The organism is Caviibacterium pharyngocola (assembly GCF_002795405.1).
Lineage (GTDB): Bacteria > Pseudomonadota > Gammaproteobacteria > Enterobacterales > Pasteurellaceae > Caviibacterium > Caviibacterium pharyngocola.
Genome location: NZ_PHGZ01000041.1, coordinates 1 through 2,455, shown reverse-complemented (window position 1 = coordinate 2,455; position 2,455 = coordinate 1). Strand labels below are relative to the sequence as shown.

Below are 2,455 nucleotides of genomic sequence, written 5' to 3'. Positions count from 1 at the left end.
ATATGTCGGTAAGTACCGTCACCAAAGGCGTGCTGCCGTTCTTGGTGCCGATTTTCTTAACGTTAGTGTTGATTACCATTTTCCCGGAAATTATTACCTTTATTCCGAATTTGTTAATGCCGTAGCGCATTTTTAACGGAAGTCGGTTTATCAAAACCGACTTCTTTTTTGTTATAAAACGGAATAAACTGATTATAAATGGAGTGTAATTTCAGCTTAAAAAGTTATAAAAATCACAATAAACCCAGTATTTACAAGGCGCTCCAATCATTTCAATATTTTTTAATCTTTTTTTCAAAAGTGTGACACACCTCTCAGTAATGAAATATTACTTCATTTATTATATCCACAACTAGGATTTTACTTTAAATTTCTTAGCAAAATCTTCAACTATCTCTCAACTACTTATAGGAGAATGACAATGAAATTAAATAAACTCGCCATTGCAACATTATGTTTGGGTATGTCGGCTTCCGTTTTTGCAGCGGATTATGATTTAAAATTCGGTATGGTTGCGGGAACCAGCTCAAACGAATACAAAGCCGTAGAATTCTTTGCCAAAGAAGTGAAAGAAAAATCTAACGGTAAAATCGAAATCGCGATCTTCCCTAGCGCACAATTAGGTGACGACCGCGTAATGATGAAACAATTAAAAGACGGTGCATTAGATTTCACTTTGGGTGAATCCGCACGTTTCCAAATCTTCTATCCGGAAGCGGAAGTGTTCGCACTACCTTATATGATTCCGAACTTTGACGTCGCGAAAAAAGCCGTATTGGAAACTAATTTCGGTAAAAACCTATTCGCTAAAATCAATAAAGAATTAGGTATGACTTTATTATCCGTCGGTTATAACGGTACGCGTCAAACCACATCGAACCGCGCGATCAACGCAATCGAAGATATGAAAGGCTTAAAATTACGCGTACCTAATGCGGCGACCAACTTAGCCTTTGCGAAATATGTGGGTGCGGCTCCGACACCAATGGCATTCTCCGAAGTGTATTTAGCGCTACAAACTAACTCCGTTGACGGTCAAGAAAACCCGTTACCGACCATTCAAGCGCAAAAATTCTATGAAGTGCAAAAATATTTAGCCTTAACCAACCACATTTTGAACGACCAATTATATTTGGTCAGTAACGAAACCTTAGCGGATTTACCGGAAGATCTTCAAGCGGTGGTGAAAGAAGCAGCGTTAGCGGCGGCGGAATATCACACCAAATTATTCGTTGACGGTGAAAACGAATTAATCGCTTTCTTCAAAGAAAAAGGTGTAACCGTTACAACACCGGATTTAGCACCGTTTAAAGCAGCATTACAACCTTACTACGACGAATACCTACAAAAAAATGGTGAAGTCGGTAAGCAAGCCGTCGCTGAAATTTCGGAATTGACAAAATAACAATGTCGTATGTCTTGCGCGTTACCGGTGGGTAACGCGTAGTATAGTTCGCAATTACAATGATTGATAGAGGCTTTCGAGGTATCTATATGAAATTTATTAACAAGTTAGAAGAATGGATCGGCGGAGTCCTCTTTCTAATTATCTTTGCAATTCTCATTGCTCAAATTCTTGCTCGCCAGCTGTTCCACACGCCGTTTATCTGGAGTGAGGAATTGGCAAGATTACTCTTTATTTACGTCGGTATGCTCGGTATTAGTATGGCGGTGCGCACTCAGCAACATGTCTATATCGACTTTTTAACCAATTTTATGCCGGAAAAAATCAGAAAATTATGTAACTCTTTCGTTCAACTGATTATTTTCGCCTGTATTTTCTTGTTCTTCCATTTGGGGATGAAGGTTTTTCTTGATGCCAGTTTCGAAATCGTTTCCTTAGGCATTTCGGAAAAATGGTTATATGCGGCATTACCATTTATTACGATTTTAGTCTTCTTCCGCTTTTTACAAGCGCAAGCGGAAAACTTCAAAAATAACATCAGCTATTTGCCTGCCGCGTTCTTCTTAATAAGTGCGGTAGTTTTATTGGCGATTTTATACATCGCGCCGGATGCGTTCAAAGTCTTGCGTATCAGCAACTATGTAAAATTCGGCAGCGACGCCGTATTCATCACCTTAATCGTTTGGTTGGTGATTATGTTCCTCGGTACACCGGTGGGTTGGTCGTTATTTATCGCGACAATCTTATACTTCGCAATGACCCGTTGGAACACTGTTAACTCGGCTTCCGGTAAATTAGTGGACAGTTTAAACAGCTTCCCGCTACTTTCCGTACCGTTCTTTATCTTAACCGGTATTTTGATGAACACCGGCGGGATCACCGAGCGGATCTTCAACTTTGCAAAAGCCTTGCTCGGTCACTACACCGGCGGTATGGGTCACGTTAATATCGGTGCGAGCTTAATCTTCTCCGGTATGTCAGGATCTGCTCTTGCGGATGCGGGCGGTCTCGGTCAGTTAGAAATTAAAGCGATGCGCGACGCCGGTTATG

The 2,455-nt window shown here is 40.7% G+C and carries 2 protein-coding genes; both read left to right on the top strand.

Features of this window, described 5'->3' with window-relative positions:
- Positions 1–421 precede the first annotated feature (421 nt).
- A complete protein-coding gene (locus CVP04_RS12035; protein WP_100297742.1) occupies positions 422–1,405 on the top strand; it encodes a sialic acid TRAP transporter substrate-binding protein SiaP in 984 nt (327 codons plus the stop codon).
- Between the two features lie 89 nt (positions 1,406–1,494).
- Positions 1,495–2,455 (top strand): TRAP transporter large permease subunit (locus CVP04_RS12030; protein ID WP_133118492.1); only part of this gene is annotated, 961 nt, incomplete at its 3' end.